The sequence below is a fragment of the Rhodococcus sp. H-CA8f genome, assembly GCF_002501585.1.
GTDB lineage: Bacteria > Actinomycetota > Actinomycetes > Mycobacteriales > Mycobacteriaceae > Rhodococcus_F > Rhodococcus_F erythropolis.
On record NZ_CP023720.1, the window covers coordinates 3,793,208 to 3,817,733 of the forward strand.

At 64.9% G+C, this 24,526-nt stretch carries 23 protein-coding genes; 7 read left to right on the top strand and 16 right to left on the bottom strand.

What is annotated here, in order from left to right; genetic code table 11:
- Nucleotides 1–59: 59 nt before the first annotated feature.
- Both CPI83_RS17635 and CPI83_RS17640 read left to right on the top strand, forming a co-directional pair.
- Nucleotides 60–734: a hypothetical protein gene (locus tag CPI83_RS17635; protein ID WP_029255103.1), complete on the top strand. Its 675-nt coding sequence runs from the start codon at nt 60–62 to the stop codon at nt 732–734.
- Nucleotides 731–2,131 carry an alpha/beta-hydrolase family protein gene (locus CPI83_RS17640; RefSeq protein WP_097387505.1) on the top strand — a complete coding sequence of 467 codons (1,401 nt, stop codon included), beginning with the start codon at nt 731–733 and terminating at the stop codon, nt 2,129–2,131. Before CPI83_RS17635 ends, CPI83_RS17640 begins: the two co-directional genes overlap by 4 nt.
- Before the next feature lie 57 nt (nt 2,132–2,188).
- Here the strand turns inward: CPI83_RS17640 and gatA are convergent, their stop codons facing one another.
- Together gatA and gatC are read right to left on the bottom strand one after the other, a co-directional pair.
- Nucleotides 2,189–3,667 (bottom strand): Asp-tRNA(Asn)/Glu-tRNA(Gln) amidotransferase subunit GatA, encoded by a 1,479-nt coding sequence (gene gatA, locus CPI83_RS17645; RefSeq protein WP_097387506.1) that lies wholly within the window; start codon nt 3,665–3,667, stop codon nt 2,189–2,191.
- Nucleotides 3,664–3,963: an Asp-tRNA(Asn)/Glu-tRNA(Gln) amidotransferase subunit GatC gene (gatC, locus tag CPI83_RS17650; protein ID WP_003944747.1), complete on the bottom strand. Its 300-nt coding sequence runs from the start codon at nt 3,961–3,963 to the stop codon at nt 3,664–3,666. Before gatC ends, gatA begins: the two co-directional genes overlap by 4 nt.
- Before the next feature lie 278 nt (nt 3,964–4,241).
- Here gatC and CPI83_RS17655 point away from each other — a divergent pair, with 278 nt between their 5' ends.
- Nucleotides 4,242–4,892 carry a hypothetical protein gene (locus tag CPI83_RS17655; protein ID WP_020969299.1) on the top strand — a complete coding sequence of 217 codons (651 nt, stop codon included), beginning with the start codon at nt 4,242–4,244 and terminating at the stop codon, nt 4,890–4,892.
- 13 nt (nt 4,893–4,905) lie between these two features.
- On the opposite strand, the gene CPI83_RS17660 is transcribed toward CPI83_RS17655, so the two are convergent.
- From CPI83_RS17660 to CPI83_RS17700, 9 genes are all read right to left on the bottom strand, one after another.
- Nucleotides 4,906–5,394 (bottom strand): GNAT family N-acetyltransferase, encoded by a 489-nt coding sequence (locus CPI83_RS17660; RefSeq protein ID WP_097387507.1) that lies wholly within the window; start codon nt 5,392–5,394, stop codon nt 4,906–4,908.
- 47 nt (nt 5,395–5,441) lie between these two features.
- Complete coding sequence (gene ligA / locus CPI83_RS17665) at nt 5,442–7,544, bottom strand: NAD-dependent DNA ligase LigA (protein WP_097387508.1); 2,103 nt, start codon at nt 7,542–7,544, stop codon at nt 5,442–5,444.
- Between the two features lie 60 nt (nt 7,545–7,604).
- Nucleotides 7,605–8,627 carry a methionine synthase gene (locus tag CPI83_RS17670; RefSeq protein ID WP_019747910.1) on the bottom strand — a complete coding sequence of 341 codons (1,023 nt, stop codon included), beginning with the start codon at nt 8,625–8,627 and terminating at the stop codon, nt 7,605–7,607.
- Entirely contained in the window at nt 8,624–9,736 is a 1,113-nt protein-coding gene (gene mnmA, locus CPI83_RS17675) for a tRNA 2-thiouridine(34) synthase MnmA (protein ID WP_097387509.1), read from the bottom strand. The genes CPI83_RS17670 and mnmA overlap by 4 nt, the downstream gene beginning before the upstream one ends.
- Nucleotides 9,736–10,965, bottom strand: a complete 1,230-nt coding sequence (locus CPI83_RS17680) for a cysteine desulfurase family protein (protein ID WP_020907247.1) — start codon at nt 10,963–10,965, stop codon at nt 9,736–9,738. The genes mnmA and CPI83_RS17680 overlap by 1 nt, the downstream gene beginning before the upstream one ends.
- Before the next feature lie 52 nt (nt 10,966–11,017).
- Nucleotides 11,018–11,917, bottom strand: coding sequence for a lysophospholipid acyltransferase family protein (locus tag CPI83_RS17685; protein ID WP_020907246.1), 900 nt, complete (start codon nt 11,915–11,917; stop codon nt 11,018–11,020).
- Nucleotides 11,917–12,753, bottom strand: a complete 837-nt coding sequence (locus CPI83_RS17690; RefSeq protein WP_029255099.1) for a GNAT family N-acyltransferase — start codon at nt 12,751–12,753, stop codon at nt 11,917–11,919. Before CPI83_RS17690 ends, CPI83_RS17685 begins: the two co-directional genes overlap by 1 nt.
- Before the next feature lie 135 nt (nt 12,754–12,888).
- Nucleotides 12,889–13,845 carry an electron transfer flavoprotein subunit alpha/FixB family protein gene (locus CPI83_RS17695; protein ID WP_046378376.1) on the bottom strand — a complete coding sequence of 319 codons (957 nt, stop codon included), beginning with the start codon at nt 13,843–13,845 and terminating at the stop codon, nt 12,889–12,891.
- Between the two features lie 48 nt (nt 13,846–13,893).
- A complete protein-coding gene (locus CPI83_RS17700) occupies nt 13,894–14,694 on the bottom strand; it encodes an electron transfer flavoprotein subunit beta/FixA family protein (RefSeq protein WP_019747906.1) in 801 nt (266 codons plus the stop codon).
- Nucleotides 14,695–14,965: 271 nt separating this feature from the next.
- Between CPI83_RS17700 and CPI83_RS17705 the strand changes: the two genes are divergently transcribed.
- The 3 genes from CPI83_RS17705 to CPI83_RS17715 are packed head-to-tail and all read left to right on the top strand — an operon-like array spanning nt 14,966 to nt 18,566.
- Nucleotides 14,966–15,760: a class I SAM-dependent methyltransferase gene (locus CPI83_RS17705; RefSeq protein ID WP_044479608.1), complete on the top strand. Its 795-nt coding sequence runs from the start codon at nt 14,966–14,968 to the stop codon at nt 15,758–15,760.
- A 29-nt stretch (nt 15,761–15,789) separates the two neighbouring features.
- A complete protein-coding gene (locus tag CPI83_RS17710) occupies nt 15,790–17,325 on the top strand; it encodes a glycoside hydrolase family 57 protein (protein WP_097387510.1) in 1,536 nt (511 codons plus the stop codon).
- Nucleotides 17,322–18,566 (top strand): glycosyltransferase family 4 protein, encoded by a 1,245-nt coding sequence (locus CPI83_RS17715; protein ID WP_020969294.1) that lies wholly within the window; start codon nt 17,322–17,324, stop codon nt 18,564–18,566. The genes CPI83_RS17710 and CPI83_RS17715 overlap by 4 nt, the downstream gene beginning before the upstream one ends.
- A 10-nt stretch (nt 18,567–18,576) precedes the next feature.
- Here CPI83_RS17715 and CPI83_RS17720 read toward each other — a convergent pair whose 3' ends face one another.
- On the bottom strand, nt 18,577–19,212 hold the full coding sequence (locus tag CPI83_RS17720; RefSeq protein WP_097387511.1) for a maleylpyruvate isomerase family mycothiol-dependent enzyme: 636 nt from the start codon (nt 19,210–19,212) through the stop codon (nt 18,577–18,579).
- Between the two features lie 97 nt (nt 19,213–19,309).
- A complete protein-coding gene (locus CPI83_RS17725; protein ID WP_060938655.1) occupies nt 19,310–20,065 on the bottom strand; it encodes an acyltransferase in 756 nt (251 codons plus the stop codon).
- 137 nt (nt 20,066–20,202) lie between these two features.
- Between CPI83_RS17725 and CPI83_RS17730 the strand changes: the two genes are divergently transcribed.
- Nucleotides 20,203–21,510 (top strand): PQQ-binding-like beta-propeller repeat protein, encoded by a 1,308-nt coding sequence (locus tag CPI83_RS17730; RefSeq protein ID WP_080910886.1) that lies wholly within the window; start codon nt 20,203–20,205, stop codon nt 21,508–21,510.
- A 1-nt stretch (nt 21,511) separates the two neighbouring features.
- Here CPI83_RS17730 and CPI83_RS17735 read toward each other — a convergent pair whose 3' ends face one another.
- The 3 genes from CPI83_RS17735 to CPI83_RS17745 are packed head-to-tail and all read right to left on the bottom strand — an operon-like array spanning nt 21,512 to nt 24,520.
- A complete protein-coding gene (locus CPI83_RS17735; RefSeq protein ID WP_097387512.1) occupies nt 21,512–22,669 on the bottom strand; it encodes an SAM-dependent methyltransferase in 1,158 nt (385 codons plus the stop codon).
- A 1-nt stretch (nt 22,670) separates the two neighbouring features.
- Nucleotides 22,671–23,687, bottom strand: coding sequence for a class I SAM-dependent methyltransferase (locus CPI83_RS17740; protein WP_003944733.1), 1,017 nt, complete (start codon nt 23,685–23,687; stop codon nt 22,671–22,673).
- Between the two features lie 53 nt (nt 23,688–23,740).
- A complete protein-coding gene (locus tag CPI83_RS17745; RefSeq protein ID WP_003944701.1) occupies nt 23,741–24,520 on the bottom strand; it encodes an enoyl-CoA hydratase-related protein in 780 nt (259 codons plus the stop codon).
- Nucleotides 24,521–24,526 lie beyond the last annotated feature (6 nt).

A 24,526-nucleotide genomic window follows, 5' to 3' on the forward strand; every position in this document is an offset into this window, starting at 1 on the left:
CGGAGAACCCCTCTCCAGAGCGATGACCGCCAGGATTGTCCGTTCATAGCGTGAACGGCATGCGGATCACACGAGTGAAAGACCTCTCTCGAAGCGCCGGCACCTGGGCTGCCCTGGCGCTGGCGGCAACGGCAGCGATCACCGTCACTGCCGGAGCGAGCGGAGCCGAGCCGCCGCGCACCGAGAATTCGAACGCATCCAGGGCGATCGCCACTGTGACTACCGCGGATGCCTCTGATGCTGCGACCACCATCCCGTCGGATTTCGCCGCATTTGCCGGCTACACGCCTACCGTCGTCGACGGATACCTCGCCAACCCCCACGGCGACTGCTCGTCACCGATTCCGCTTCCCGACGAATTCGACTCGGCCTGCAAAGCACACGATCTCGGGTACGACCTACTCCGCTACGCGCATTCGCACGGAACGGAACTGGGGCCGTGGGCCCGCCAGGTCCTCGACGGTCAGCTCGACGAGCGAATGCATGCGGCCTGTGAAGACCGCACGTCCTTTCTCTCACGTGGGTATTGCTTCGCGATGGCCGATGTCGCCGTCACAGCGGTGAACGGAAACTCTTGGCGCCAAAGCTATCTGACTCCGGTCGCGGAATCGGGGTTCGGTTACGGCACGGCCGGAGTTCTGGCAGTTTCCGCCCTCGGCTTCACCCTGATGCGATCGCGGCGCCTCGATCCGTCGAACGAGTTCTCCTTCTCCCCGAAAGCGATTGCAGCATGAGCGTTCTGAATGCGTCACGGACCCCCGTTCTCGCCCGAGTCGGGGCGCTCGCACTCCCCCGGGTGTCCACGAGCGTCGCCGTGGCAGCGATGTCCGCCATCTCGCTAGCTCCCGGACTCCTGCCGAGATCAGCCGTACTCCAAGGGGTATTCAGCGGTCTGCTCGTCGCGGTCGGGCTACTGGCGATGTGGGCGTTCTCCGCGGTAGCCCGTCGGCTCGTCCCCGACCGGGTCAAGGCCCGATTCGACGAACGTCATTGGCGCATCACCGCGTTCGGGTTGTCGACTGCCGGCACCGCAGTTGCGATGTTCGCCGCCGCCGGTTGGCAGAACTCGCTGCGAGCAGCGATGGGCGCACCGCCTGCCGGGCTGATCCACTGGGCGGAGGCGGGGTGCATTGCCTCGCTGACCGCCCTTGCACTCTGGGGCCTCGGGGTCGGACTTTCGAAGGCGCTGCGGTGGATGGGTTTCGCGCGGAGCGTGGGCGCACTGGTCATGGGAGTCCTCGGCGTGCAGTTGGTCGTCGGTCCCGCCGTCTGGAACGGTCTCGCCGATTCGTTCGACAAGTCCAACGCGTACATCGACACCGCTCTGACACAGCCACTTTCGGCCTCTGCGACAGGCAGCTCCGAATCGCTCATCTCGTGGACCTCGATGGGCGCGGAGGGACGCAAGTTCGTTGCTGCAGGCAAAGACTCGGTGCGCGTCTACGCCGGTGTGGATTCCGCACCCGATGCCGCATCGCGTGCCGCTCTCGCCGTGAACGAACTCGATCGCGTCGGTGGCTTCGCCCGCAACAGCGTCGTGGTGGCCGTTCCGACCGGCTCGGGCTGGATCGACACCCACGCAGTCGACGGTATCGAGCAACGGTTCGGCGGAGACGTCGCGATAGTCGGGCAGCAATACTCCGACGCACCCAGTTGGGCGACATTCCTGTTCAGCCGCGACGACGCCGAAGAATCAGCCACCGCCCTGTTCAAGGCTGTCGGTAGCCACATTGCCGCGATGCCGGCCGAAGAGCGACCGGACCTGTTCCTCTACGGACAGAGCCTCGGCGCCGTCGGCGGCAGCGCCGCACTGACCGACGCTCTGTCCGAGGGCAGTCCCATCGTCCCGTGCGACGTGTTGTGGGCCGGTCCCCCGGCCGGCGCGACACGAACGGACGGCGCAACCGTCCTCGCGAATACGTCCGACCCGGTGGTGTGGTGGTCCCCCGCCCTCGCGACGCAGAAGCCGGATCTGAGCCGTGCCGTGCAGGACGGCCCGATCCCGCAGTGGATCCCGGGCGTCACGTTCTTGCAGACCACCGTCGACATGCTCGGTTCGCTCGGTGTCCCCGCCGGTCACGGCCACCGCTACGGAACCGATCAGGGAACGGCTTTGGGGGCTTGCTCCTGAAACTGCTGTGCGCCTTTATTAACCGCGTGGGGTTAATAAAGGCGCACAGCAAACAGGTCAGACTGCAGTTGCAATCGGGCCGCGAGCAGCTTCGTAGGCGGCACCGACACGGTAGAGGCGCTCGTCAGCCATGGCGGGCGCCATGATCTGCAAGCCCACCGGCAGGTTGTCGTCCGCGGACAGACCCGATGGCACCGACATCGCGCAGTGTCCGGCCAGGTTGGTCGGCAGCGTGCACAGGTCGGAGAGGTACATGGCCAACGGATCGCCGACCTTCTCCCCCAACTTCCACGGCGTGAACGGGCTGGTCGGCGAGACCAGTACGTCTACCTTCTCGTAGGCCCTGTCGAAATCGCGTGCGATGAGGGTACGAACCTTGAGCGCCGAACCGTAGTAGGCGTCGTAGTAGCCCGAGGACAGTGCGTAGGTACCGATCATGATGCGGCGCTTGACCTCCGGGCCGAAACCGGCGGCGCGGGTTGCCGCCATGACCTGGTCGGCACTCATGTTGCCTTCGTCGACGCGCAGTCCGTAGCGCATGGCGTCGAAGCGGGCCAGGTTGGACGAGACCTCACTGGGCAGCACCAGGTAGTACGACGCGAGCGCGTGCTCGAAGCTCGGGCACGAAACCTCGACAACTTCGGCGCCCAAAGCCTTGAGTTGCTCGACAGCAGCGTCGAAGGAAGCGATGACGCCGGGCTGGTAGCTGTCGGAGTGAAGTTCCTTGACCACACCGACTTTGACGCCACGCAGGTCGCCGACTGCACCTTCACGTGCCGCAGCGACCACCGGACGCACGGGGGCGTCGATGGACGTGGAGTCACGCGGATCGTGCCCGGCGATGACCTCGTGCAGCAGAGCGGTGTCGAGCACGGTGCGACCACAGGGGCCACCCTGATCGAGCGAGGAGGCGCACGCGACGAGCCCGAAGCGCGAGACAGTTCCGTACGTCGGCTTGGTTCCGACCGTCGCGGTGACCGCAGCGGGCTGACGGATCGAACCGCCGGTGTCGGTGCCGATGGCCAACGGGGCCTGACGGGACGCGAGCGCTGCAGCGCTACCACCACCGGATCCGCCGGGGATGCGGGTGACATCCCACGGGTTACGCGTCGGACCGAATGCGGAGTTCTCCGTGGAGGAGCCCATCGCAAATTCGTCGAGGTTCGTCTTGCCGAGGATCGGGATGCCCGCAGCGCGAAGCTTGCTCGTCAGGGTCGCGTCGTACGGCGCAACCCAGCCTTCGAGAATCTTCGACGCACAGGTGGTCGGCATGTCCGTCGTGGTGAAGATGTCCTTCAACGCAATCGGAACTCCGGCGAGTGCCGAAGCGGGTTCGTTTCCGCCTGCGAGCGAGTTGTCCACTGCTGCGGCGGCTTCGAGAGCCTGTTCACCGGCAACGTGCAGGAAGGCGTGGTACTCGGTGTCGACGGCAGCGATGCGGTCGAGATGCGCCTGCGTGACCTCTACCGAGGACACCTCACGCGAGTGGATCTTGCCGGCCAGCTCAGCGGCGTCCAGCGTGGTCAGATCGGTCATTCGCCCTCTCCAAGGATCTGCGGAACCGCAAAGCGATCCTGTTCGACTGCGGGTGCTCCGGACAATGCCTGCTCGGGGGTCAACCCGGGCACGATCACGTCGGGGCGCGTCACGTTGGTGACGGCATTGGGGTTCGCCATGGGCGGGACGTCGTCGGCCGCAACCTCGGTGACCACCTTGACGTGGTTGAGAATCGAATCCAACTGACCGGCGAACTCGTCGAGTTCGGCATCGGACAGGGCGAGTCTGGACAGCCGCGCGAGGTGCGCGACCTCGTCACGGGAGATGGCAGGCACCGCGGGGCCCCTTTCGGAAGAGGACGTGAACATTGCCGGTCCAGCCTAGTTCCTCGCCGCGACAGACCTGTAAGCACGCCTGCTGTGTCGACCGGTACGCACGCCTACTGTGTCCACCGCCACGTCGAATCCACCTCGTGTTTCGCTCGTGTGACAAGCATGTGCACCCGGTGTGACCCCGCCGCGGCGCCCACCAACGCGTGCTGAGCAAGTGCAAAGATGGGTGTGGCCCGGGTCGACGTGATCCGGGCGAGAACCGATCAGCGAAAGGCACGCACGTGTCGTACCTGCTTCGCGTCCAACTGCCCGACCGACCCGGCAGCCTCGGCGCGCTCGCCGTAGCTCTCGGATCCGTGGGCGCAGACATCCTCTCCCTCGACGTCGTGGAGCGAGGCGACGGTTTTGCCATCGACGACCTCGTGGTCGACGTCGAACCCGGAGCACTGCCCGACACCTTGATCACCGCAGCCGAGCATCTGCCCGACGTGCTGGTCGATTCGATCCGCCCCTACGCCGGGATTCTCGACACCCATCGTGAGCTCGAACTCATCGATTCCGTTGCGACAGCCCGAAACGATCGACTACAGGTCCTCGTCGACGGCGCGCCGCGTGTACTGCGAGTCGGCTGGTGCGTCGTCGCGGACATCGGCAAGCACGGTGCGTACCGCGTCGTCGGTAGCGCCGGTGCGCCGGAAACCCATGCCACCGACATTCCGTGGATGCCACTGGACAAGCCAACCGCCCTCGACGGCGAGGCCGACTGGGTTCCGGACGTCTGGCGTGAGATGAACACCAGCCTCGCTGCCGCACCGCTCGGCTCCGGCAATCGCGTCCTCATGCTCGGTCGTCCCGGAGGACCCGAATTTCGCCCTTCGGAGATAGCCCGCCTCGGCTATCTCGCCGGAATCGTCGCGACAGTGCTGGGTTGACCAGGCCGGGTAATCAGGCCAGACCGCGAACCATGACCGTCAACTCCATACCGCGAATCGGCTCCCACGCGCGCTCCGGATCGGGGACGAACCCGTTGCGGTCGTAGATACGACGAGCATCGACCATCTCGGGCTGCGTCGAGATGACCACCGAGTGATCGCCTCGGTCGTAGGCTTCGGCGATCACTGCGCGAACCAATGCGGTTCCGGCGCCCGATCCCCGAGCCTGCGGCGAGACCGCGAGCATGCGGAACTCGAGTTCGCCCTTCTGCGCAACATCCGCGAAGGGCGTGCCGGGTTCGGCGATCGTCAAAGAACCCACGACCTCTTCGCCGAGAACGGCAACCAGCACCCGCCCCTGCTCCACCCGAGTTGCGGTGTCTCGCAGGAGCTCCGCGTACGGCGATCCGCCGGCGACAAATCCGCCACCCACGTACGACTGCACAGTCAGTTCCCCGACGGTCTCGAACTCAGCCGGTAGAACTTCACGAATCTCGATCATGGCGTCACTATCGCACCCAGCACACCAATCTCAGAAATCGGACAAAGTCACTCTGATTCGTCCAAATCGGTGGGAGCGACCGCATCCGGGCCATCTTCGAGCAACCGCCGGAAGCCGTCTTCGTCGAGCACCGGCACACCCAATTCGACTGCCTTGTCATGCTTGGAACCGGGCGCTTCACCGACGACGACAAACGCAGTCTTCTTCGAGACCGACCCAGCCGCCTTACCGCCGCGCACCAGAATCGCTTCCTTCGCCTGATCTCGCGAGTACGTCTCGAGCGAACCGGTGACGACGATCGAGAGACCCTCGAGATTGCGCGGAATCGAGTCGTCTCGCTCGTCCTCCATGCGCACCCCGGCCGAAGCCCACTTGTCGACGATCTGCTGATGCCAGTCGACGGAGAACCACTCCACGACAGCGGCGGCGATCGTGGATCCGACACCGTCGACTGCAGCCAACTCGTCGACCGACGCTTCCCGAATACGTTGCAGCGAACCGAATTCGCCGGCCAACGCCCTCGCGGCAGTGGGGCCGACGTGCCGAATCGACAGTGCCACAAGCACTCTCCACAGCGGCTTGTCCTTGGCCGAATCCAGGTTGGCCAGCAAGCGTTTTCCGTTGGCAGACAGCGCTCCCGCATTGGTGCGGAAGATCGGAACCTCGATCAGTTTCTCGGCGTCGAGTGAGAAGAGGTCTCCCTCGTCACCGATGACCTTCGCCTCCAGCAGTCCGGTCGCGGCCTCGTAACCGAGCACCTCGATGTCGAATGCTCCGCGCCCCGAGACGTGGAACACACGCTCGCGCAACTGCGCCGGGCAGTGTTGCTGATTAGGGCATCGCACGTCGACGTCGCCCTCTTTCGCGGGTGCCAACAACGTGCCGCACTCGGGGCAATGCGTCGGCATGACGAACTCGCGCTCGGTACCGTCACGAACGTCTGCCACGGGACCGAGAACCTCGGGGATGACATCTCCAGCCTTGCGCAACACCACGGTGTCGCCGATCAGCACACCCTTGCGCTTGACCTCCGAGCCGTTGTGGAGGGTGGCCAAGGACACAGTGGAACCCGCCACTGTGACGGGTTCCATGTACGCGAACGGCGTCACGCGACCCGTGCGGCCGACACTGACCCGGATGTCGAGGAGCTTGGTCGTGACCTCTTCCGGCGGGTACTTGTACGCGATCGCCCACCGTGGTGCGCGGGACGTGGTGCCCAGACGTCGATGCAACGACATCTCGTCGACCTTGACCACCAACCCGTCGATCTCGTGCTCGACGTCGTGGCGATGTTCTCCCCAGTACTTCATCTTTTCGACCACGGCGTCGGCGCCGACCACCCGCGAGGTGTGCGTGGACACCGGCAGCCCCCAGGCGGCGAGGGCCACGTAGGCGTCGTACTGCGAAGCCGGCTCGAAACCTTCCATGCGCCCGAACCCGTGGCAGATCATGCCGAGGCGACGACGCGCGGTGACGGCAGGATTCTTCTGACGCAGGGAGCCCGCCGCAGAGTTGCGCGGATTGGCGAACGGCGCCTTACCCTCCTCCACGAGGGAGGCATTGAGTGCCGCGAAGTCCTCGAGGCGGAAGAACACCTCTCCTCGCACCTCGAGCAAGCTTGGAATCGGGAATTCGTCCGTAGCGGTGAGCCGCTCCGGGATGTCGTTGATCGTCAGGGCATTGAGAGTGACCAACTCGCCCGTACGACCGTCGCCGCGGGTTGCCGCACGCACGAGTTTGCCGTTCTCGTAGACGAGATTGAGCGCGACACCGTCGATTTTCACTTCGCAGAGATAGTGCAGTTCCGGCCCGGTTTCCTGCTCTACCTTGGCGATCCATCCGCGGAGTTCGGACTCGTCGAAGACATTGTCGAGGCTGAGCATCCGCTCGAGGTGATCGACGGACGTGAAGTCCGTCGCGAATCCGCCGCCGACGAGTTGCGTCGGAGAGTCGGGAGTTCGCAGATCCGGGTACCGCTCTTCGAGAGCATTGAGCTGCCCGAGCAATGTGTCGAATGCACCGTCCGAAATGACGGGCGCATCACGAACGTAGTAGCGGAACTGATGCTGGCGTACCTCTTCGGCCAGCTCCGTCCACTGCTCGCGCGCCTCGTTGGGCGCTGGCTGCATTGCATCCGCGGTTTCAGTCACAGCTAGAAGATTATCGGTTCACACCGACACACCACACGACTCACGTCAGAACGCAACACATCAGAACGCCGACGGATCGTCCACCAATGCCTTGCCGACGTCTGTGCACAGCCGAAGGGCTGCTCGACTCCACTCGAGGCTCGCACCCGCAAGACCACAGCTTGGGGTTACCGCGACCTGGTTCTGCAGGAGTTCACGCGAGAAGCCGAGACGATCGATCAGGGTGACGGCCGGCATCGCGCACTCTTTCCACGTCACCGGCTTTTCCGGCGGGGCGGAAGGAACCAGACCGAGCGCCAATTCCTTGCCGGCGTCGAACAACTGGCCGATGCCGTCCAGATCACGTGAGCCTATGAGCGACATGTCGAAGCTCACGCCGAACGCCTGGCTTCGCCTCAGTAGATCCCACGGCATGTCGGCGCCGCAGCTGTGGACGATTGTGGGCAATCCGCAACCGCTGATCGTCGAGTCGAGAACGGCGAGCGCCTCGGGTTCCGGCAGAGCCGGAACGCTCTCCATCTTGGTGCGCCCGGGTAGTGAACCGGCCAGCACTGCCGCGATCTGCGGCTCGTCCAATTGGATCACCACCCGGGCACCGGTACGACGAGTGACCTCGGCGGCGTGGCGCGCGAGCCCCTCACCAAGTGATTCGGCGATGTCCCGGAGTGCCCCACGGTCGACGAGAACTCGCGAACCGTTTGCAACCTCGATCTCGGCGCCGAGTGTCAGCGGGCCGGCAGCTTGGAGCTTGACGACGTGGTCTCCGCCGACCAGACGGGCCGATTCCCAGGCTTCCTCGAGTGCGTCGAGATCCTGATTCAGGAAGTCCTCGGCTCGCTTCGCGACGTTGCCCCGCCGAGGCACGACACGATAGGCGCGGGTCGAGGCGTCGAGGTTGATGTCGACCAGAATGGCGCCTGCTCGGCCGACCATGTCAGCGCCGAGACCGCGGCTCGGCAACTCCACCAGGTGTGGGAAACCGCCCAGTTCGCCAAGGATGGTTGCGGCGCTTTCGCGGGCGTCCGTGCCCGGCCAGGATCCGATTCCGGTGACGAGGCCACCGATGGAAACCTGCTGTGTCACAGTGTGTTCGGCTCGGATTCGGTGCCGGAGATGGTGCCACTGCCGAGAACCTGGTCGCCCAGTTCGCTGTCGGGGCGATACAGCACGACGGCCTGGCCCTTCGCGACGCCGGTCAGTGGTTCGCGCAACGAAATGGAGATGCTGCCGCCCGAAGTACCGTCGTCGACGGCCTCCGCAACGGCCTGCGCCAGTCCGCCGTGCGCACGAACCTGCACCATGCACTCGACGGGGCCCTCCGGCGCCTGGCCCGAGGTCCAGATCGCGCGCTGGGCCGAGATGGCCCAGACGTCGAGATTCTTGGCCGAACCGACTCGCACCGTTCCGGTTTCGGGCTCGATCGCGGTCACGTACCGCGGACGGCCGTCACCTGCGGGACCTTCGACGCCGAGGCCCTTGCGCTGTCCGATCGTGAAGCCGTGTACGCCGTCGTGTGCAGCGAGGACCTCACCCGAATCGGCGTCGACGACGCTTCCGGGACGAACGCCGATGCGTGCACCCAGGAATGCTCGGGTATCGCCGGTCGGGATGAAGCAGATGTCATGGCTGTCAGGCTTGTTCGCCACAGCCAGACCGCGCTCGGCGGCTTCCTCGCGGATCTGTTCTTTCGGTGTGTCACCGATCGGGAACATCGCTCGCGAAAGCTGATCGGCCGTCAGCACACCGAGGACATACGACTGGTCCTTGTCCGCGTCGACCGCCCGGCGTAGGACGCCGTCTTCGAGGCGCGCGTAGTGACCGGTCGCCACGGCATCGAAGCCGAGAGCGACCGCACGGTCGGCCAGTGCGGTGAACTTGATCTTCTCGTTGCACCGCAGGCACGGATTGGGGGTCTCACCCGCTGCGTACGACGCCACGAAGTCGTCGATCACGTCTTCCTTGAAGCGATCGGCGAAATCCCAGACGTAGAAGGGTATTCCGAGGACGTCGGCAGCGCGCCTGGCGTCGCCGGCATCTTCCTTCGAACAGCATCCACGCGAACCCGTCCGCAATGCACCCGGCGCCGTGGACAGCGCAAGATGAACGCCGACGACGTCATATCCGGCGGCAACAGCGCGGGCGGCGGCGACAGCGGAGTCGACACCTCCGCTCATGGCTGCGAGTACTCGCATCAGCGATCCCCTCCACGCGAACCGGCACCGGCAAGACCGGCGGCCCGAGCGCGCTCTACTACTTGTGGAAGCGCAGCGATCAGCGCGTCCACATCGGTGACACTCGACGTATGTCCGAGCGAAAATCTCAGTGAGCCACGCGCGACGGGCGATTCGACGCCCATCGCGATCAAGACATGGCTGGCTCTGGCCACACCGGCGGTGCAGGCCGAACCGGTGGAACATTCGATACCGGCGGCGTCGAGCAGCATCAGCAACGAATCGCCCTCGCAGCCGGGGAAGGTGAAGTGCGCGTTACCGGGAAGCCGATCGGATCCGGTCGGGCCGTTGAGCACCGACTCGGGAAGAATCTCCAGGACTCCGTCGATCAAACGGTCACGCAACTGCGCCAATTCCCTTGTGCTGGAATCGAAGTTCTCGACGTTTGCGCGCAGCGCCGCAGCCATCCCGACAACGCCCGCAGTATCCGGAGTGCCCGAACGCAGATCACGTTCGTGTCCGCCGCCGTGAAGGAGCGGCACACACGGAACCTGGCGTCCGAGCAGCAGTGCGCCGACGCCGTGCGGACCACCGAACTTGTGCGCCGCGATGCTCAGCGCGGACAACTTGCTCGCCGCGAAATCGACCGGCAATTGCGCAACGGCCTGAACCGCGTCGCTGTGCATCGGAATCTCGAACTCAGCCGAAATCTCCGCCAACTCCACGATCGGCATGATGGAGCCGACCTCGTTGTTGGCCCACATCACCGTCACGAGTGCTACCTCGTCGGCGTGGACGGAAAGCTCGTCGCGCAAGGTCTGCGGGTCAACGACACCGTTCTCGTCGACCGGCAACCACGTCACGCGCGCGCCCTCGTGCTGCTCGAGCCACTCAACGGCGTCGAGCACCGCATGATGCTCGACGGAGCTCGCCAGGATGCGAGTGCGTCGCGGATCAGCGTCACGGCGAGCCCAGTAGATGCCCTTGACCGCGAGATTGTCGCTCTCGGTTCCGCCGGAGGTGAAGATGACCTCCGACGGCCGCGCACCCAGGCTGGCGGCGATCGATTCGCGCGATTCCTCGACGCGGCGCCGGGCCGCACGGCCGGAACCGTGCAGCGAGGACGCGTTGCCCACGGTTTTGAAGGTATCGGTCATCGCCTCGATAGCGGCTGCCGACATCGGAGTCGTGGCGGCATGATCGAGGTACACCGGAAATCCGGCGTGGGCACTGGGTGCAGGCAGAGTCATGGCTTGACAAGGATAGCCCAGCACGAGAGTTCGCCCAGCCTCGCTCAGCAGGCTAAGCGGTCATTGCCGGGGAGGTATCGATTTGTCCCACGGCTTGTGTCACGAGTTCCGGTGCGGGGTCGAAGATGTCGTGAGCTGCCAAATCGATGGTTTCGACGCCACGTACGGCTCTCTCGCATCGCTGCGCGAGGTCGACTCGACACTCCCCTGCCTCCTCGAGCGGAGCCAGCCTGACCTTCACCTCGACGTTCTTCTGACGCAGGATCCGACGGATGGACTGACCGATAGTTTCGGTGCCGACAAAGCACGGTCCGGTGCACAGGGAACCGTCGGCGTTCTCGTAGCGGATCGCCATCGGCTGAACCGGGCATTCGGCGTCGACGGCAGCTTGGAACATCGCCGGGCGAAAACCTCCGTACGCCCGCCCGCACCAGGTCGTTCCCTCGGGAAACACCATTACGCGGACACCACGCTGAAGTCGTTCGCGAACGACGTCGACGGTTCCGGGAAGTTCACGCAGTCGGGCGCGATCGATGGGCACTACGCGCATCCGGCGCGCGAGACCACCGAGCACTGCCCAGTCGAGCAGGTCGGCACGGGCGACGAAGTTGGCCGGGGCAACGGCACTCGCGACGAGGACGTCGGTCCACGACACGTGACCGGCGACAACCATCACGCCCGCCGGTTCGGCGCGCCCCAACCGCTGATCGTCGACCGTGAGCTTCATTCCCAGACAACGCAGCAACGCGCGCGAGTATCCGCGTTGCATCTCCGTACGCCAGGTGCGCGGGAGCAGCCAGCCGGCCGAGAGCACCGGCGCAGTCACCAGTGCGGCGCCGACCATGACCCCGCGGGCCATCACGGTGATACTCGACACACCGGGTGCGTCCGTAGGTAGGCACCCGTCGCCGCAGGGGCTCGTCGGCACCCAGTACGGCACCGTCGCGGTCATCAGCCGATCCCCGATTCGTGTGCGGCGGCCGCCGATCGCAGCCGTTCCAGATAGCGCTTGTTGGCGGAGTGAAGGCCTTGCAGCGCAACAAAATCGGCCACACCGAACTCGGGATCGTGAGCAGGTTCCCCGCAGATCATCGCGCCCATCCGCAAGTAGCCACGGAGCAACGGCGGCATCGTCACGCGTTCCGGTGCGGCAATCTCGTCGAGCGTCAGACCGCCGAGGACCACCGGGTTTCGTGGCGTCACCCGCCGCGACCCCGGACTGGCGTGTTTGTTCATCACGAAGTCACGGACGCCGCGGACATCGGCGCCGGCAATTGAATCGGGGCTCGGCAAGATGGGCACGGAGACGCAGCCCATCACCCACTCGTATCCGGTCAGTTCGAGATAATGCAGGATGCCCGACCACATCAGGCTCAGGACGGATCCGGTGCGGTGCGCGGGATCGACGCACGCGCGACCCATTTCGACGATCCTGTTCGACACCGGATCGAGCGCGGAGATGTCGAATTCGGTTGCGGTGTAATACCCACCCGCCGCCGCAGCGGAATCCGGCGGCAGCATTCGGTAGCAGCCGACGTACTCCTCGGTGATGTTGTCACGAACGAGTAGATGATCACAGAATTCGTCGAAGCCGTCGGCGTCGAGTTCGAAGACCCCGGCCGAGGCCGGGAGGGAGAAGCCTGGCTCGGAGGCGAACACTCGGTATCGAAGGCGCTGCGCTGCGACACGATGCTCGCGGTCGGAGGAGACGATCAGAGAATATCTCGGCTGGGCGACCTCACGGCCGAGATTGTCACTCGCGGAGCGAAGGACTGACGTAATTGTCATGCGCAAGGTTTATCGAGCGCGAACGGCGTCTCGGTATCGACGAAGTGACATGCCGATGCAGGCCGGGTGAATAAAGCACTGTGCGCCTTTATCAACCGCGGGGGGTTGATAAAGGCGCACAGCAGTTTGTGCTTTTTAGCCCTTGTGGGACTTCACAGCTTCGGTGAGCTGCGGTGCGACGTTGAACAGGTCGCCCACGATGCCGAAGTCGGCGATCTCGAAGATGGGTGCCTCTTCGTCCTTGTTGACCGCGACGATGGTCTTGGACGTCTGCATGCCGGCGCGGTGCTGGATGGCACCGGAAATGCCGAGCGCGATGTACAGCTGCGGGGAGACCGTCTTACCGGTCTGACCGACCTGGAACTGTCCGGGGTAGTAACCCGAGTCCACAGCGGCACGCGAAGCACCGACTGCAGCACCGAGGGAATCGGCCAGCTCTTCGACGACGGAGAACTTGTCCGCGCTGCCGACGCCACGTCCACCGGAGACGACAACCGACGCCTCGGTGAGCTCGGGGCGGTCGCCGCCGACAATGGGCTCACGCGAGGTGACCTTGACGGCACTCTCGTCCTGAGCCGGAACCTCGACGGTGATCTGCTCGCCTGCGCCGGCCTGCGGAGCAGCCTCGACTGCACCCGGACGAACCGAGTAGACGGGAACGTCGCCGTTGGCCTTGGCTTCGACGGTGAACGCGCCACCGAAGATGGAGTGGACGCCGGTGCCGTCAGCCTTGATCTCGATGACGTCGGTCAGCAGTCCGGAGCCCAGACGTGCAGCCAGACGACCGGCAACCTCTTTGCCCTCGGTGCCGGCTGCGGTGATGACTGCTGCCGGGCTGGTGGACTCGACCAGAGCGGCGAGAACGTCGACCTTGGGGGTGACGAGGTAGCCGTCGATGTCGTCGGACTCGGCGACGTAGATCTTCTCGGCTCCGGCTGCTGCCAGAGCTTCGGCGAGCTTTGCTGCGGTGCCCGCGGGGCCGGCGACAACTGCCGACGGCTCACCGAGTGCGCGTGCAGCGGTGATGAGTTCGGTGCTGACCTTCTTCAGCGCACCCTCTGCGTGCTCTACGAGCACAAGTACTTCTGCCATGACTTAACTCTCCCTGAGTTCTTCTGCTGGATGTCTAGAAGGGCGCGATCAGATGACCTTGTTGCTGACGAGGTAAGCGGCAATCTTGGTGCCACCGTCTCCCTCGTCGGCGATGCGCTCACCAGCGGTACGGGGGGGCTTCGGGGTGGAGGAAGTCACCGTGGTGCCTGCGTTGGCAACTCCGACGGTCTCCGGGTCGACTCCGAGGTCGGCCAGCGTGTAAACGAGAACTTCCTTCTTCTTCGCGGCCATGATGCCCTTGAAGGACGGGAAGCGCGGCTCGTTGATCTTCTCGGTGACCGAGACGATCGCGGGCAGCGAAGCCTCGAGGCCGAAGACGCCCTCGTCGGTCTCGCGCTCACCGGTGATCTTGCCGTCGGCGACGACGACCTTGCGCAGCTGCGTGAGCTGCGGGATGCCCAGGTACTCGGCGATGATGGCCGGAACAGCGCCGACGCGGCCGTCGGTGGCCTCGTTGCCGGCGATGATCAGGTCGGCAGGCTCGTCGTTCTCGAAGGTGATCTGTCCGAGAGCAGCAGCGAGCGTCCATGCGGTCTGGATCGCGTCGGAGCCGTGCAGTGCCGGGTCGTTGATGTGGACGGCCTTGTCGGCGCCCATCGACAGAGCCTTGCGGATAGCGTCGGTGGCGCGGTCGGGACCTGCGGACAGCACCGTTACCTCACCGCCCTGAGCTTCCTTGATGAGGAGTGCTTCTTCGACGGAGCGCTCGTTGATCTCGTCGAGGACTGCGTCGGCGGCTTCACGGTCAAGCGTGTAGTCGCCGTCGGTCAGCTTGCGCTCGGACCATGTGTCGGGGACCTGCTTGATCAAAACAACGATATTCGTCATGGGTCTTCGTCGACCTCCTGTGTGTAATTCACCTGATAAATCGTCTGTGGTGCTCGCGCAGTCCGAGCGTCCGAAAAGAGAGTCCGACAGGTCTCCCCACGGGCGAATTTCTCGGTTCACGTCGGCTGTGCGTTAGATTACCCCACGTTAAGTTACCGGTGGGTAACTTAACGTGGAACCTCGTCCACCATAACGGCACGAACAGGAATTGACAGCAGTGATCTGGACCACGGCGAACACGTTCTACTCGGATGGCACTAATCTCGCACGGGTGAGTGAAACGAGTGTCAGCAACCACGAGGACGCACCCCTGCCCTTGACGGGCGAACGAACCGTGCCAGGAATCCCCGAGGAGAACTACTGGTTCCGACGCCACGAAGTGGTGTACCGCGCACTTCTGGAGCGCTGCACGGACCGCCGAGTCCTCGAGGCCGGATCCGGAGAAGGCTACGGCGCCAACATGATTGCGGACGTCGCAACGAAGGTCACCGGCCTCGACTACGACGTCTCCGCGGTCGAACACGTTCGTGCGCGCTACCCCCGCGTCGAGATGCTCCACGGCAATCTCGCCGAGCTTCCACTGGCCGACAACTCGGTTGACGTCGTCGTCAATTTCCAGGTGATCGAGCACCTGTGGGATCAGGGTCAGTTCCTGCGCGAGTGCTTCCGAGTTCTCGCTCCCGGCGGTGAACTTCTGATCAGTACCCCCAACCGGATCACGTTCTCGCCCGGCCGCGACACGCCGCTCAACCCTTTCCACACTCGTGAGCTCAACGCCGCCGAAATGACCGAATTGCTCGAAGACGCCGGATTCCGCGTTCAGTTGATGACCGGCGTCCACCACGGTTCACGCCTGAAGGAACTCGACGCCAAGCACGGCGGATCGTTCATCAACGCGCAGATCGACCGCGCGTTGGCCGGTGAGCCCTGGCCCGAAGATCTCACCCGCGACGTCGAGGGCATCACCGTCGACGACTTCAGCATCAGCGAACCCGACATCGACGACAGCCTCGACCTCGTCGCTATCGCCGTGAAAGAAACTGCCGTGAAGGAATCCGGCGAGTGAGTAACGCAACACCCGTCACCGAACCGGGGATGTTCGCCCTGGTTCTGCACTCCCATCTGCCGTGGCTCGCCAACCACGGCAGATGGCCCGTCGGCGAGGAATGGATCTACCAGTCCTGGGCTGCGTCGTACATTCCGCTCGCCGCCGCGCTACGACGCCTGGCCGACGAGGGCCGATCGCACCTGCTGACGCTGGGAATCACGCCGGTGCTCGCGGCCCAGTTGGACGATCCCCACTGCCTCGCCGGTATGCATCACTGGCTCGGCAACTGGCAGATCCGTGCACACGAGGCCGCCGGCATGCCGGACGCAGCGCACCGCGAACTCGGAGCGCGCGAACACCGAGCGTCCGCAGCGGCTCTCGAAGATTTCGAGACTCATTGGCAGCACGGCGCCTCACCCGTGTTCCGCGACCTCATCGACCGCGAGGCCTTCGAGCTTCTCGGCGGGCCGCTGGCCCACCCGTTCCAACCGCTGCTCGACCCTCGCGTGCGTGCGTTCTCCCTCCGCGAAGGTCTCGCCGACGCGCATGCCCGGTGGAACCACACTCCGACCGGGATCTGGGGGCCCGAGTGCGGGTACACCCCGGGCATGGAGCGCGGGTACGCCGAAGCGGGTGTCACCCACTTCATGGTCGACGGTCCCGCCTTGCGCGGCGACACGTCCCTCGGTCGCCCGGTTCGAGAATCCGACGTGGTTGCCTTCGGCCGCGACCTTCAGGTCAGCTACCGCGTCTGGTCCCCGAAATCCGGATATCCGGGTCACGCTGCTTACCGCGACTTCCACACCTACGACCACGAGACGGGCCTCAAGCCGTCGCGGGTCACCGGCCGGACCGTCGACTCCGCCGACAAGTTGCCGTACGACCCCGAACTCGCCGCCGCCGCCGTCGACAAGCATGTTGCCGACTTCGTCGAAACCGTTCGGGCGCGTCTGCGCAGTGAATCCACCCGCATCGGCCGCGACGCCCTCGTGGTCGCAGCATTCGACACCGAACTGTTCGGGCACTGGTGGCACGAAGGCCCGCAGTGGCTCGAGAAGCTCCTGCGCGCGCTTCCGGAAGCCGGAATTCGCGTCGGCACCCTCGCCGACGCCAAGGAATCGGGATACGTCGGCGAACCCGTTCAGCTCGAGGATTCGTCCTGGGGATCGGGCAAGGACTGGCGCGTATGGGCCGGCGATCAGGTGTCCGACCTCGTGCAATTGAACTCCGAAGTGGTCGATACCGCCCTCACCACCGTGGACAAGTCTCGCGGCCGCGACAACGCACCCGGCCGACCGGAACTGCGAAACCGGGTCAACGATCAGGTCCTTCGCGAGACACTGATGACAGTTTCGAGCGATTGGGCATTCATGGTGAGCAAGGATTCGGCCGCGGGGTACGCCCGCGAACGCGCACACAAGCACGCCCACGCGACCCGGGAAATCTCCGAAGCGCTCGTTTCCGGCCGCGATGCCGTGGCCGAGCGGCTGGCCGAAGGCTGGAATCGCGCCGACGGATTGTTCCCGGGGCTGGATGCTCGCCGTCTGCCTGACACAGAACTGGTGAACGGGAGCGCGTCGTGAAGATTCTCATCGTCTCGTGGGAGTACCCACCGGTCGTTGTCGGCGGCCTCGGCCGACACGTCCACCATCTCGCCACCGAGCTTGCGGCTGCAGGCCACGAAGTCGTGGTTCTCTCGCGCCGCCCCTCCGGCACCGATGCGTCGACGCACCCGACGGTCACGCACATCTCCGAAGGCGTACTGGTCGTCGCAGTGGCCGAGGACCCGGCACACTTCGTCTTCGGCGAGGACATGCTCGCGTGGACCCTCGCGATGGGTCACGCGATGGTCCGTGCCGGGATGGCGCTGCACAAGCCAGGAGTGGGCGAGGGCTGGCAACCGGACGTCGTGCACGCACACGACTGGCTGGTCGCACATCCGGCGATCGCATTGGCCGAATTCTATGACGTCCCACTGGTTTCCACGCTTCACGCCACCGAGGCGGGTCGCCACAGCGGCTGGATCTCCGGACGCATCAACCGCCAGGTCCACTCGGTCGAGTGGTGGCTGGCAAACGAATCCGACTCTCTCATAACCTGTTCGGCGTCCATGCAGGAAGAAGTGACCGAACTCTACGGTCCGACGCTGCCGCCGATCACTGTCATCCGCAACGGAATCGACGTGACCACGTGGAGCTTTCGCGAACGTGGACCGCGGTCAGGGCCGCCGAAACTCCTCTTCGTCGGCCGCCTGGAATACGAGAAGGGTGTGCAGGACGCTATCGCGGCACTCCCCCGAATCCGTCGTAGCCACCCCGGCACGACCCTCGCGATCGCGGGCGAAGGCACCCAGTTCACCTGGCTCTACCAACAGGCGCGCACACATCGCGTCGCGCGGGCAGTGGACTTTCTCGGCAACCTCGATCACACGGAACTGCTCAGCTGGCTGCACGGAGCGGACGCCATCGTCCTGCCGTCGCGCTACGAGCCGTTCGGGATCATCGCCCTCGAAGCGGCGGCAGCCGGCACTCCGCTGATCACGTCCACCGCAGGCGGACTGGGCGAAGCGGTAGTCGACGGGGTGACCGGGATGTCGTTCCAACCGGGTGACATCGCCGGGCTCACCTCGGCGGTCCGCGAGGTTCTCGACGATCCCGCCGGGGCGCAGGAACGGGCAGTGGCCGCCCGGGCACGCCTGACGTCGGACTTCGACTGGCATCAGGTCGCCGAGGAGACTGCTCACGTCTACGCGGGCGCAAAGCGTCGGGTGCGGCAGCCGTTGGCGCGGCCGCAGATTCCCGAGCGGCCGCTCCCTGGTCGCTGAAGCGCTGACCTCAGCGGGTCGGGAGGGGCGCGGTGAAGCGAGAACTCGCATCCCCGAGCAGATGGCCCGGTGGCAACATCCGGCCACACAACACCAGCAACAAGTCCTGCGCCGCTCCGTGAACCTCGGCGCCGGCACCGTACGTCCAGTCTCGGTCGTCGGCGCGCAACCGAGCGCCGTCGAGGTCAGTCCCGAAATACTTCACGGTTTTGGGCGAGAGTCCGCTGAGCACACGAGTGAGCCGGTCTTCGGGCACCACGTAGTCGTCGCCGAGTGCCACGCGAATGTCCTGACCGTGGATCACGTCGTGTGAGAGTGCACCCTCGAAGCCACCGCCCGGCGGCTTCCACGGGTGTGCGACGTTGTCGCGAAGCGAGGCAAGCAGTTGTTGCTCAACGACTTCCGACGCGTCGGCGAGCGCTCGCCGATTCGACATCTTGTTGAAGTTTCCGCGTGACTTGACCATTTCCACGACGAATCGCGGCGCCGAGTATCGGTAGGGCATGGTGATGTGCGCGATCACTTCGCGGACCCGCCACCCGTCGCACAGGGTCGGCGCGTTCCACTGCTCCGCGCTCAGGCCTTCGAGAAATCCCACCAGTTCGCGGCGCTGCGCCACGACCCATTCGGGTGTCTGTTCGCTCATGTCGGCACTCCTTTCACCGGCGCAGACTTTCGGCGCCGATACCGATACAGACCGGTGGCGGCGCCGAAAGTAATCGCTGGTTCTGCCAAAAAGTGAGCTACGACGCGTCGGCAGCGTCCGCAGCAGCCTTCTTGCGTGCGATGTCCTCGAGCGCCGCGATGTACTTTGCACGATCGGCAGCGCCGGCTTCCCAATCGGACTTGCGGTTCTTGACCGCCTTCGCGGGCGAGCCGACCGCGATGCTGTAGTCCGGGATGTCTCCCTTGACGACGGCGTGCGCACCGAGGACACAACCGCGTCCGACGCGGGTATTTCGCAGCACGGTGACCTTCGCTGCCACCCAGGTGTCCGGGCCGATACGGACGGGGCCCTTGACGATGCCCTGGTCCTTGATCGGTGTGTTGATGTCGTCCATGCGGTGGTCGAAGTCGCAGATGTAGCACCAGTCGGCTACGAGCGTCGACGCACCGATTTCGATGTCGAGGTAGGTGTTGACGACGTTGTCCTTGCCGAAGACGACCTTGTCGCCGATGCGCAGCGAACCTTCGTGGCAACGGATCGCGTTGCCGTCGCCGATGTGTACCCAGCGCCCGATCTCGAGGCGGGACAGGTCTGGGGTCGAATGGATTTCGACGTTCTTGCCGAGGAACACCATGCCGCGCAGGATCACGTGCGGGTTGGCCATCTTGAACTTGGCGAGACGGTAGTACCGCACCAGATACCAGGGTGTGTACGCCTTGTTCGCCAGAACCCATTTGAGGGAATCGACCGTCAAGAACTTGGCCTGATCGCTGTCGCCTCGGCGTGATCCCCGCCATCGAGTGCGCAACGGTGCGCCCCACATGCTCGTCATGAGTGTTCAGCCTACGTGGGGCCGACTCACCGACCCTCGGGGTGTGCCCCGTCACGTTGCCCCGGTCGGGATAGTCTCTGGTCCGGGCTTGTGCAGTTACCGAGGGCTCTTGATCAAGTGAAGGCAGGGAGATTGTGATGCGGCGGGTCCTACGGTCGTCCGTGATGGTGTCGACGGCGATCGCTGCGGCCCTGATCGCCGGTTGCGGCAGCGACGACGGACGGGTGGACCGGTACGCGTCGGCGGGTTGGCCGGCCATGCATGCCGACGCCCGCAACAGCGACACGAGCCCGGTCACCGGATCACGCGATGTCGAGTTCGCATGGTCACGCCCTCTCGGCGGTCCGGTTGCCGCGTACGCCTCGGTGGCCGCGAACGGCCAGAGCTTCGTCACCGCCCGCACCGAGAACGGCTGCAATCTCTTCTCGTTCCAGATGGATACGGGTCGCAAGAAGTGGTGCGCTCGACTCAACGACGGAGTAGTCGCCTCGACGCCCGTCGTCGACACGGCCACCAATGTCTACGTCGGCGAGAGCGGCGCGATGATGTCCTTCACCGAGACTGGTCAATTGCGTTGGCGCACGCTCGTTGTGGGCACTCCTCTCTCGTCACAGTTCACCGGCGACGGAAACCTGTTGTTCATCACCCAATTGGGTCAGATCAACGTGCTCGACCCGCAGACCGGCGCCAAAGTGGTTCCGTCGTTCGACCTGATCCCGCCGCCGTCGATCGACCAGGGCGCAAATGCAGAACTCATTCCCGACAACAAGGGTTTGAACGAGTGCTTCCTCGGCACGTCCGGCTGCCCGGTGGCCAATACCCCGGCGGTGGACCTGGGCACCGGCAAGTTCTACTTCACCTTCTACGGACCCAGTTCTCGGGCAGCCGATCTGGTCGCCATGAAGTACACGGGCGGCGACAATCCGTCCATCACCCGCGAGTGGTCCACCGACGCGCTTCCCGGTGGGACGGCGTCGAGCCCGGACCTGTCGAAGGACGGCAAGACCGTGTACGCCACCGACAACAACGGATCTCTCTGGGCAGTGAACGCCGAAACCGGTGACACCAGGTGGAGTTACGACATCGGCTTCAACTCGGCCGGTAGTGCCTCGACGTCCGACGACGGTTTGATCATTCCCGCCGGCGGCGACAAGGGCCACCTCCTTGCCGTGCGCGACGAGGGAGATCACGCCGAACTGGCCTGGGAACGTAAAGACCTTCTGCAACTGGGCGTTCCGGCGCAGACCGCCGGCAACACCGGATACACCGTCGTCCGCGAGGGTGAGAACGGACTGAGCCTGATCACCTTCGACACCGAAACCGGTGAGACGGTGGATCAGGACACGTTGCCGGGAGCGGTCGGCTTCACCGTCGGCACCTCGATCGGCCCCAAGGGCGAAGTGTTGACGCCCAGCGCAATCGGTGAGCTGTTCGTCTTCAAGTGAGCTAGCGGGAAGCCTCACAGATGAAGGCCGACGCCGATCGTCCGATCCGCACGATCACGACGCTCAGTGCACGCGAGCCCTTGAGCTTGAGCCGTGGACGCAGCACTGCCGGGTCCACGTCGACTCCTCGCACCAAAATTTCGGCCACACCGCAGTCCCGCTTGGACAGTGTCTGTTTGAGCAGTTTCTCCGAGTACTTGATCTGCTCGAGGATCCGGAATCCGCGAACTCCCTCAGGGACGCTGTCACCGGTCAGATATGCGATGCGTGGATCGAGCTGCCAGAGGCCGTGTCTGGCCGCGTAGTGGCGCACGAGGCCTGCTCGCACTACCGCTCCGTCCGGGTCGATGATCCACTCCCCCGGAGCTTGCTCCGGAATCACGTCGTCCTCGGCGTCGGTGATCGCCCACGCGCTCCCGTCGGAGCGAAGCACCGAAGCTCGACGCGTGACGCCGGACTCGGCCAGTCCCGTCGACCACAGGCATGCTTCCTTGACGCCGCCGTCGAGCGAGACGACCTCGACTTCCCCGTCCCAGCCCAGATTGTCGAAATCGAGTCCGGGAGCACACTTCACCGCGAGATCACGGCCGGAGTACGCCTCGATGAGGTCCGGTAGCGGCGGCATCAACGCTGCCGGATCGTGAGTGCGGCGACCGCCCGATCGCCGGGCGGGGTCCGCCAGTACGACGGTGTCGCGTGTCGTCGGGCGGAGCGCGTCGGCCCGCAACAACGCTGCGCTCGGCACATTGCGCTGTGCCATCGCCAGGCGAACGGAATCGATGTCGCTGCCGATCACGCGATGCGCAACTCCGGTCAAGGCATGCAGTTCGGCGCCGATTGAGCACGTCACGTCGTGGACGTCGCGCCCGATCAGACGCTGCGCGCGGTGCGCCGCCACAACACCGGGAGTGGCCTGCTGCATCGCGTCGTCCGTGAACAACCACTGATCACTGCCGGGCAGTTTCGAAGCGGCCTTGCGTCGAAGCAGGACGGTGTCCACGAGCGCAGGCATGTGATCACCGAAACGCGTACGCGCCCGGCCGATGTCGGCCAGACGCGTACGCGTGGACAGTTCGAGCTGATCCACCTCGGCCAAGGCAGCTACGCCGGAATCACTTCCGAGATAGTCGACGTCGCCGAGGGTGAAGTCATAACCCAATTCAGTTGCCGGGCTTCACGCCGGTGATCATGACGTTGTAGAAGAATCCGCGAGGAACGACGTGGCGGAGCACCTTCTCGTCGACCCAGCTGAGCGTCTTCCAACCACCGAAAGCGAAACGTCCCCAGCCCCAACCGAGCTTCTCCGGCGGAACAGCTGCTTCGAAGGTACGGACCGGCCATCCGAGAAGCGCCGCGGCGAATTCCTCGGTGGCAGCGTGGACCTGATCGGCTCCGGCGGACTTCGCCATGTTCTCGAGGTCGGTGGGGTCGAACGTGTGGATGTCGACGACTGCTTCGAGCGCTGCTGCGCGAGAGGACTCGTCGAGCTCTTCCTGCGGGCGACGCCAATCTGCCAGGAACGGCAGCTTGGTCACGCGTGTGGTTGCTTCCCACGTCGCGCGGCCGAGCCAGCGGGCGTAGAAGTTACCGACAGTCGTGGGCTCACCGGCGAAGACGAAACGGCCGCCGGGCTTGAGGACACGAAGGACCTCGCGCAGCGACTTCTCGACGTCGGGAATGTGGTGCAGCACGGCGTGGCCGACGACCAGGTCGAAGGTGTTGTCCTCGTACGGAATGGTCTCGGCATCGGCAACACGGCCGTCGACCGGAAGGCCGAGGCTTTCTGCATTGCGCAGTGCGACCTTGACCATGCCGGGCGAGAGGTCGGTGACCGAACCGGTCTTGGCGACTCCACCCTGCATCAGGTTCAGGAGGAAGAATCCGGTGCCGCAACCCAGTTCGAGGGCGCGCTCGTACGGGAGCGGCTGATCGCCCGCGACGGCGTCGAAACGACCACGTGCGTAGTCGATGCAGCGCTCGTCGTACGAGATGGACCACTTGTCGTCGTAGGTTTCGGCTTCCCAGTCGTGGTAGAGCACCTGGGCGAGCTTGGTGTCCTTACGAGCGGCCTCGACCTCTTCGGCCGTGGCGTGCGGCCGCGGCGCGGGGTCGACTACCGAGGTGTCGGTAGCGGCGGGCGGCGTGACGGTTGCGTCGTCATTCGGGCTGGCTGTCATGGCGGCTATCCTACTCGCTGGTAAGAGATGAACAAGTTCTAGTTTAGGGGAGCCTACTCGCCCGTGAACTCGGCCTTGCCCGGACCGTTGGCGATGAACGACTCCATGCCGATCGCCTGATCCTTGGTCGCGAACAATCCGGCGAACAGATGCTGCTCGATCTTGAGCCCGGATTCCAGGTCGGTGTTCAGACCCTCGTCGATGGCTGCCTTGGCAGCAGCCAACGCACGTGACGCTCCCCCGACGAACTGCGAGGCCCACGTGCGAGCGGCGGTGTACACGTCGTCGGGAGCGACGACCTCGTCGACCAAACCGATGGCCAACGCCTCGTCAGCCCCGACGAAACGGCCGGTGAAGACCAGATCCTTGGCCTTGGCCGGTCCGATCAGACGAGCCAGGCGCTGCGTTCCGCCGCCACCGGGAATGATTCCGAGCAGAATCTCCGGAACTCCGAGCTTGGCGTTGTCTCCGACGATCCGGCGATCGGCCGAGAGTGCAACTTCGAGTCCGCCACCGAGTGCGTATCCGGTGATCGCGGCAACGGTCGGCTTCGGGATCGACGCCACGGCGCCGAGCCCGGCCTGCATGCCGCCGATCGCGTCACGGATCTGGCCGTAGTCCATCTCGGCCATTTCCTTGACGTCGGCACCGGCTGCGAAGACTTTCTCGCCGCCGTAGACGATGACGGCCTTGACTGCCTTGTCGACGGTCGCAGCGTGTGCGGCAGCAGCCAACTCGTCCTGGACCTGACGGTTCAGAGCGTTCATGGGCGGGCGCGCCAGACGGATGGTGCCGATGCCTTCGGAAACCTCGAGAGTCACAAATTCAGCCATGATCGA

Bases quoted from the DNA above. Each gene is read 5' to 3' on its own strand.
- CPI83_RS17635 (WP_029255103.1), top strand. From the start codon at position 60: ATGCGGATCACACGAGTGAAAGACCTCTCTCGAAGCGCCGGCACCTGG.
- CPI83_RS17730 (WP_080910886.1), top strand. From the start codon at position 20,203: ATGCGGCGGGTCCTACGGTCGTCCGTGATGGTGTCGACGGCGATCGCT.
- CPI83_RS17740 (WP_003944733.1), bottom strand. From the start codon at position 23,687: ATGACAGCCAGCCCGAATGACGACGCAACCGTCACGCCGCCCGCCGCT.
- CPI83_RS17640 (WP_097387505.1), top strand. From the start codon at position 731: ATGAGCGTTCTGAATGCGTCACGGACCCCCGTTCTCGCCCGAGTCGGG.
- CPI83_RS17700 (WP_019747906.1), bottom strand. From the start codon at position 14,694: ATGACGAATATCGTTGTTTTGATCAAGCAGGTCCCCGACACATGGTCC.
- CPI83_RS17685 (WP_020907246.1), bottom strand. From the start codon at position 11,917: ATGACCGCGACGGTGCCGTACTGGGTGCCGACGAGCCCCTGCGGCGAC.
- CPI83_RS17690 (WP_029255099.1), bottom strand. From the start codon at position 12,753: ATGACAATTACGTCAGTCCTTCGCTCCGCGAGTGACAATCTCGGCCGT.
- mnmA (WP_097387509.1), bottom strand. From the start codon at position 9,736: ATGCGAGTACTCGCAGCCATGAGCGGAGGTGTCGACTCCGCTGTCGCC.
- CPI83_RS17710 (WP_097387510.1), top strand. From the start codon at position 15,790: ATGTTCGCCCTGGTTCTGCACTCCCATCTGCCGTGGCTCGCCAACCAC.
- CPI83_RS17745 (WP_003944701.1), bottom strand. From the start codon at position 24,520: ATGGCTGAATTTGTGACTCTCGAGGTTTCCGAAGGCATCGGCACCATC.
- CPI83_RS17720 (WP_097387511.1), bottom strand. From the start codon at position 19,212: ATGAGCGAACAGACACCCGAATGGGTCGTGGCGCAGCGCCGCGAACTG.
- CPI83_RS17695 (WP_046378376.1), bottom strand. From the start codon at position 13,845: ATGGCAGAAGTACTTGTGCTCGTAGAGCACGCAGAGGGTGCGCTGAAG.
- gatA (WP_097387506.1), bottom strand. From the start codon at position 3,667: ATGACCGATCTGACCACGCTGGACGCCGCTGAGCTGGCCGGCAAGATC.
- CPI83_RS17660 (WP_097387507.1), bottom strand. From the start codon at position 5,394: ATGATCGAGATTCGTGAAGTTCTACCGGCTGAGTTCGAGACCGTCGGG.
- CPI83_RS17680 (WP_020907247.1), bottom strand. From the start codon at position 10,965: ATGACTCTGCCTGCACCCAGTGCCCACGCCGGATTTCCGGTGTACCTC.
- CPI83_RS17725 (WP_060938655.1), bottom strand. From the start codon at position 20,065: ATGACGAGCATGTGGGGCGCACCGTTGCGCACTCGATGGCGGGGATCA.